Genomic DNA, 7,064 nt, shown 5'->3' with positions numbered 1-7,064 from the left:
GCGGCCGCCCGGGCTGGGCCATTCCTCACGGAACGAGGCCATTATAATCCGGCGCGCTAATACAAGGGTGGGCAAAGGCGCACTTGCGCCGTGCCCACGTAACTGAAGCCGTGGGCACGCTTCGCTTTGCCCACCCTACGATACTGCTCGTGTAGCGCCCCATCCGGGCCACGATGCTGCGACGGGGATAGTTCGTAGGCACCCTTTGCCCGTTGTTAGTGCTTGATCGCGGTCACCAGCGGTGTTCTGCTCAAAAAAGCTGCTGGAGTACCGCACCCCGTGTCGATCTACGTCGCATTGCATCACGTCACGCACTATAAATACGACCGTCCGATCGATCTTGGCCCGCAGACCATCCGTCTGCGCCCGGCGCCGCATACGCGCACGCCGATTCTGAGCTATTCGCTCAAGGTCACGCCATCCAATCATTTCGTGAACTGGCAGCAGGACCCGCAAGGCAACTGGCTGGCGCGCTACGTCTTTCCTGAAAAGACCACCGAGCTGAAGATCGAGGTCGATTTCACCGCGCAGATGACCACGGTCAATCCGTTCGACTTCTTCGTCGAGCCCTATGCCGACAGCTTTCCGTTCGAATATCCGCAAGATCTCAAGACCGAGCTCGCGCCTTATCTCGAGACCGTCAAGCCGGATCGCCTGTTCGCGAAATATCTCGACACGATCCCGCACGAAGCCCCGAACACCGTCAACTTCCTGGTCGATCTCAACAGGGAGCTGCAGCAAAAGATCGGTTACGTCATCCGCATGGAGGCGGGTGTGCAGACTCCGGAGGAGACGCTGTCCTCGGCGTCCGGCTCGTGCCGCGACTCCGCCTGGCTGCTGATCCAGACCTTCCGCCATCTCGGCCTCGCGGCGCGCTTCGTCTCCGGCTACCTGATCCAGATCCGTCCCGACATCGATCCGATCGAGGGACCGCCTGAAGTGGAGAACGACTTCACCGATCTGCATGCCTGGGCCGAGGTCTATCTGCCGGGCGCCGGCTGGATCGGTTTCGACGCGACCTCCGGCATGCTCGCCGGCGAGGGGCACATCCCGGTCGCCGCCACGCCGCATTACCGCTCGGCGGCGCCGATCTCGGGCGGTGCCGGCTTCGCCGAAGTCGAGTTCGCCTTCGACATGAGTGTCCGGCGCATCCGCGAGGCGCCGCGCATCACCAAGCCGTTCTCGGACGAATCCTGGACGCGGCTCAACGACCTTGGCGAGCAGGTCGATGGCGATCTTGCGGCCCAGGACGTGCGGCTCACCATGGGCGGCGAGCCGACCTTCGTCTCGGTCGATGATCTCGAGGCGGGGGAATGGAATACGGAGGCCGTCGGTCCCACCAAGCGCGCGCTCGCCGACGATCTGATCCGGCGCCTGCGCACGCGCTTCGGGCCCGGCGGCCTGCTGCATTTCGGCCAGGGCAAATGGTATCCCGGCGAGAGCCTGCCGCGCTGGGCCTTCGGGCTGTACTGGCGCAAGGACGGCGTGCCGATCTGGAAGAATGCCGACCTCATCGCCAGCATCGAAAACCCGCGTCCAGCGCAGGCCAAGGACGTCAGGGCGTTCGTCGAGGGCGCGGCATTGCGGCTCGGGCTCGACCCCGGCTACATCATGCCGGCCTATGAGGACACCGCGCTTTGGCTCAAGAAGGAAGCCGAGCTTCCCGTCAACGTCGATCCGTCCGATTCCAAATTGTCCGATCCGGAGGCCCGCGCCCGCATGGCGCGGGTGTTCGATCAGGGGCTCAACAATCCTCGCGGCTTCGTGCTGCCGGTGCAGCGCTGGAATGCGCCGCCACGCTGGCGCAGCGAGCGCTGGCAGCTCCGGCGCAGTCATCTGTTCCTGATGCCGGGCGATTCGCCGCTCGGTCTGCGCTTGCCGCTCGATTCGCTCGGCCACGTTCCACCCGACCAATATCCCTACATCGTCGAACGGGATCCGATGGAGGCCCGCGGCAAGCTGCCGGTGTTCAGCCTCCCGGCGCGTCCGGAATCGCCGCCGCGGGTCGCACCGGAGCAACTCAACACGTCCATCCCGGTCCGCACCGCGATGTCGGTCGAAGTCCGCGACGGCGTGCTCTGTGCCTTCATGCCGCCAGTCGAGGAAATCGAAGATTATCTCGAGCTCATCGCAGCGCTCGAAGCGACCGCCGAGGAGATGCAGCTCCAGGTCCATGTCGAAGGCTATCCGCCACCGTTCGATCCGCGCGTCGAGGTCATCAAGGTGACGCCCGATCCCGGCGTGATCGAGGTCAACGTCCAGCCGGCCAAGAACTGGCGCGAGGCGGTCGACATCACCGTCGGGCTCTATGAGGATGCCGGCAAGATACGCCTCGGCGCCAACCGATTCCTGGTCGACGGCCGCCACACCGGCACCGGCGGCGGCAATCACGTCGTGGTTGGGGGCTCCAGCCCGCAGGACTCGCCTTTCCTGCGCCGGCCTGATCTCTTGAAAAGCCTGGTGTTGTACTGGCAGCGGCATCCGTCGCTGTCCTATTTCTTCTCGGGCCTGTTCATCGGGCCGACCAGCCAGGCGCCGCGCATCGACGAAGCGCGGCACGACAGCATCTACGAGCTGGAAGTCGCACTTTCGCATGTGCCGCCGCCGGGTATCCAGGCGCCGCTGTGGCTGGTGGATCGGCTGTTCCGCCATCTGCTCGTCGACATCACCGGCAACACCCATCGCGCCGAGATTTGCATCGACAAGCTCTATTCGCCCGACGGCACTACGGGTCGGCTCGGCCTCGTCGAATTCCGCGCGCTCGAAATGCCGCCTGATCCGCGCATGTCGCTGGCGCAGCAGCTGCTGATCCGCGCGCTGATCGCAAAATTCTGGCGCGAGCCGCAGGCCGGCAAGTTCGTGCGCTGGGGCACGGCGCTGCATGACCGCTGCATGCTGCCGCACTTCATCTGGGAAGATTTTCTGGACGTGCTCTCCGAACTCAAGCAGTCCGGCTATCCGTTCGAGCCGGAATGGTATCTGGCCCAGCTCGAATTCCGCTTCCCCGCGTTCGGCCGCGTCCACCATGGCGGCGTGACTCTGGAGCTGCGGCAGGCGCTGGAGCCCTGGCACGTGCTCGGTGAGGAAGGCTCGGCCGGCGGCACCGTGCGCTATGTCGACTCGTCGGTCGAGCGGCTCCAGGTCAAGGCGGAAGGCTTCGTCGAAGGCCGCCACATCGTGACCTGCAACGGCCGCCGCCTGCCGATGACCTCGACCGGACGCTCCGGCGAAGCCGTGGCCGCCGTCCGCTTCAAGGCCTGGCAGCCGGCCTCCGGCCTGCACCCGACCATTCCGGTCCACGCACCGCTGACTTTCGACCTGATCGACACCTGGAACGGCCGCTCGCTCGGCGGCTTCGTCTACCATGTCGCCCATCCCGGTGGACGCAGCTACGACACCAAGCCGGTCAATACCTACGAGGCAGAGGCGCGACGGCTGGCGCGCTTCCAGGACCACGGCCACACGCCGGGTCCGATGCAGCCCCCGCCGGAGGAACGCACAAATGAGTTTCCGCTGACCCTCGACTTGCGTACTCCGCTCCTGCAATGAGTATGCGTGTGGGGCAAGGAGAGGCGCATGGGCGAGGGCGCGGCCGAAGAGGACGACAAGGCGGGTAAGGCGCAAAGTCAGCGCGAAAGCCAGCGCCGCCTCGCGCAATGGATCCGCGACTATCGGCGCCTGCCCGGCATTCCCGACGAGTTCCTGGGGTCCGACGGCGCCCCGCGCGCGGTCTGGAGGCGGTTCTTCGACGCCTTCGGCGCGCTCGCGCCCGACGAGATCGAGCGGCGCTTCGGCATGGCCGACCGCCACCTGCGCGAGGCCGGCGTTACCTACCGCGCGCCCGGCGACAGCGCCGACCGGCCGTGGTCGCTCAGCCATCTGCCCCTGCTGATCGACGAGGCCGATTGGAAGCAGCTTTCCGCCGGCATCACGCAGCGCGCCGAACTGCTCGAGCTCGTGCTGCGCGATATCTATGGCGAGGGCCGGCTCGTCGCCGAAGGTGCCTTGCCTGCAGCCGCCATTGCCGGCAGTCCCGAATATCTCCGTCCCGTCTGCGGCGTGCCGCCGCCGGGTGGGCGCTATCTCTCGCTCTATGCGGCCGATGTCGGCCGCGGGCCGGATGGCCGCTGGTGGGTGCTTGGCGACCGCACGCAGGCGCCGTCGGGTGCGGGCTATGCGCTTGAAAACCGCCTGGTGCTCTCGCGCGCCTTCTCCGATCTCTACAACTCGATGAACGTTCCACGCGTAGCGCCGTTCTTCGAGGCATTTCGCGAGAGCCTGCGCGCGCGGGCCGACCGCGACGAGCCGCGGATCGGCGTGCTCTCGCCCGGCAGTTTCAGCGAGACCTATTTCGAGCACGCGACATTGGCGCGCTATCTCGGCTTCCTGCTGGTCGAGGGCGACGATCTCGCCGTCAGCGACGACCGTATCCACATCCGCACCGTCGCAGGATTGAAGCGGCTCGACGTGCTCTTGCGTCGTGTCGATTCCAATTCGCTCGATCCGCTCGAGCTCGATGCCTCGTCGCGACTGGGGGTGCCCGGCCTGATCGACGTGCTGCGCAAGGATGGCGTCGTGGTCGCCAACATGCCGGGCTCCGGCGTGCTGGAGGCGCGCGCGATGCTCGGCTTCCTGCCGGCCCTGAGCCGGAGGTTGCTCGGCGAAGAGCTGAAGATGCCGCACATCGCGACCTGGTGGTGCGGCCAACGCTCGGCGCGCGACGAGGTGTTGTCGCGGCTCGACCGGGTTGCGATCGAAGGTGCCTACCAGCGCGGCGTTCCCGGCTTCGACAGCAATGGTCCGGTGCTTGCGAGCGAGCTCGACGCCAGCGGGCGGCAGCGCCTCACCGACGCCATTGCCGCGCGCGGCATGGACTATGTCGGCCAGGAGGTGGTGCGGCTCTCGACCATGCCGGTGTGGGAACAGGGACAGCTCACCCCGCGTCCCTTCGTGCTGCGGGTGTTCGCGGCCGCCACGCCCGATGGCTGGGCTATCATGCCCGGCGGCTTCTGCCGGATCGCTGAGCAGGCGGATGCGCGCGCGGTGTCGATGGGTGATGGCGCACGCGCTGCCGACGTCTGGGTCGTCTCGGAGAAAAAAGTCTCGACCGCGTCGTTGCTGCCCGCCACCGACAAGGTGCGCATCCGCCGCATCGCCGGTGTGCTGCCGAGCCGCGCCGCCGACAATCTGTTCTGGCTCGGCCGCTATCTCGAGCGCGCCGAAGCAACATTGCGGCTCGTGCGGGCGCTGGGCTCGCCGAGCGGGCCCAACAAGGGCACATCGGCCTCGCTGCAATCGGCGGAGCGCATCCAGCGCCTGCTGGTGTCCTGGGGCGCGATCTCGCAAGCCTCGCGTGTCGCCCCCGGGCGCATCACCGCCGAAGCGCTGCAGAGCGCGGAGCGTTTCGGCTCGGCATTGTCGCTGGTGCGTGCGGCACAGCGCACGGCGACCTCGTTGCGCGAGCGGCTGTCGCCCGATGCCTGGCAGGTCATTACCGAAATGGCCGAGCGGCTGGCCTGGGAGGTCGAGGACGACGACAGCGTGCTGAGCGCGGCCGAGCTGACCTTGCAGGAACTCGCGAGCTTTGCGGGTCTTGCGCAGGAGAACATGAACCGCGCCGCCGGCTGGCGCTTCCTCGATATCGGCCGCCGCACCGAGCGTGCCGTCAACACCACGCGTTTCGCGCGCCAGTTCGCCTATGACGAGGCCGGCGACGAGGATCTCGACATCCTGTTGACGCTGGTGGATTCCCAGATCACCTACCGCTCGCGCTATCTGCTGGCGCCGATCCTGGCGCCGGTGCGCGACCTCGCCGTTCTCGACGGCTACAATCCGCGTTCGGTGGCGTTCCAGGTGACGACGCTGAACGAGCACATCGCCGCGCTGCCGAGCCTGAAGGAGCATGGCCTGATCGAGCAGCCGCAACGGCTCGCGGTCGCGATCCAGGCGATGCTTGCGACCGCAGAAGCCGAGAAGCTCGAGGTCAAGACGCTGTTTTCGCTGGAGCAGGATTTGCTCAAGCTGGCCGAGGCCATCGGGTTGCACTATTTCCCGCACGGTCCCAATGCCAGCCGGCCGGAAAAGCTGACGGGGCTGGCGTGATCTACGACATCCGCCACGTCACCACCTATGAATACGAGAGCGCGGTCAGCTTCGCCCGCTGCACGCTGCGGCTGGAGCCGAGGAGCGGAGGCGGCCAGGAGCTGATCTCGCACCGCGTCGAGATCCGTCCGCGTCCGGCCGAGCGCAACGTTCGCCGCGACTTCTTCGGCACGCTGACCGAGAGCGTCGTGATCGAGGCTGCACATCGGACCTTGCGGATCGACTCGCGTTCGCGGGTCTCGGTGTCGCGCCAGCCGCCGGCGCGCGACGCCGTCAGCCTATCCTGGGAGAGCGTCCGCGACATCGCCTTCGAAGCAACCAGCCTCGGTCCGTCGTCGCCGGTGGGCTATGTCTTTGCCAGCCCGTTGGTGCCGGTGCTGCGCACCGTCAGCGCCTATGCGGCCGAGAGCTTCGCGCCCGGCGCGGGCATCCTCGCCGGCGCGGTCGATCTGATGCATCGCATCCGCACCGAGTTTCGCTACGACCCCAAGGCGACGGTGATCTCGACGCCGCTCGACGAGGTCTTCGCCAAGCGCCACGGCGTCTGCCAGGACTTTGCTCATGTGATGATCGCGGGCCTGCGCGGGCTCGGCCTGCCCGCGGCCTATGTCAGCGGCTATCTCCGCACCATTCCGCCGGCCGGCAAGCCGCGCCTGCAAGGTGCCGACGCGACGCACGCCTGGGTCTCGCTGTGGTGCGGGGCGGAGCTCGGCTGGCTCGATTTCGATCCGACCAACGATCTCTTGATCGCCAACGATCACATCGTGCTCGCGGTCGGGCGCGACTTCTCCGACGTGTCCCCGGTGGACGGCATCATCGTCGGCTCGCCGAAGCAGAAGCTCGATGTCGCCGTGGACGTGCTGGTGGTGGAGTAAGCAGGCTCGCCGTCCTGGCCAGGCCCAGGGGGTGCCGCGCCGGCACCCGCTACGGCAACATATTTCCGTGTTCTCGTCCGGGGGTTT

3 protein-coding genes are annotated in these 7,064 nt (G+C 67.0%); all 3 read left to right on the top strand.

Going from position 1 to position 7,064, the window contains the following annotated elements; genetic code table 11:
- The first annotated feature begins 279 nt into the window (after positions 1 to 279).
- From AC0L2O_RS24590 to AC0L2O_RS24580, 3 genes are read left to right on the top strand one after another with little or no spacing between them, the layout of a single operon-like run.
- The gene (locus AC0L2O_RS24590; RefSeq protein ID WP_473371514.1) at positions 280 to 3,549 is read left to right on the top strand and encodes a transglutaminase family protein; all 3,270 of its coding nucleotides are present in this window, start codon (positions 280 to 282) and stop codon (positions 3,547 to 3,549) included.
- 27 nt (positions 3,550 to 3,576) lie between these two features.
- Complete coding sequence (locus AC0L2O_RS24585; protein WP_473371513.1) at positions 3,577 to 6,102, top strand: circularly permuted type 2 ATP-grasp protein; 2,526 nt, start codon at positions 3,577 to 3,579, stop codon at positions 6,100 to 6,102.
- Complete coding sequence (locus tag AC0L2O_RS24580) at positions 6,099 to 6,977, top strand: transglutaminase family protein (protein WP_473371512.1); 879 nt, start codon at positions 6,099 to 6,101, stop codon at positions 6,975 to 6,977. The genes AC0L2O_RS24585 and AC0L2O_RS24580 overlap by 4 nt, the downstream gene beginning before the upstream one ends.
- Positions 6,978 to 7,064 lie beyond the last annotated feature (87 nt).

This window comes from Bradyrhizobium sp. Kon10 (assembly GCF_055807395.1).
The sequence above is the reverse complement of the archived record's forward strand: the minus strand, read 5'-3'. Positions and strand labels throughout refer to the sequence as shown.

Bases quoted from the DNA above. Each gene is read 5' to 3' on its own strand.
- AC0L2O_RS24585 (WP_473371513.1), top strand. From the start codon at position 3,577: ATGGGCGAGGGCGCGGCCGAAGAGGACGACAAGGCGGGTAAGGCGCAA.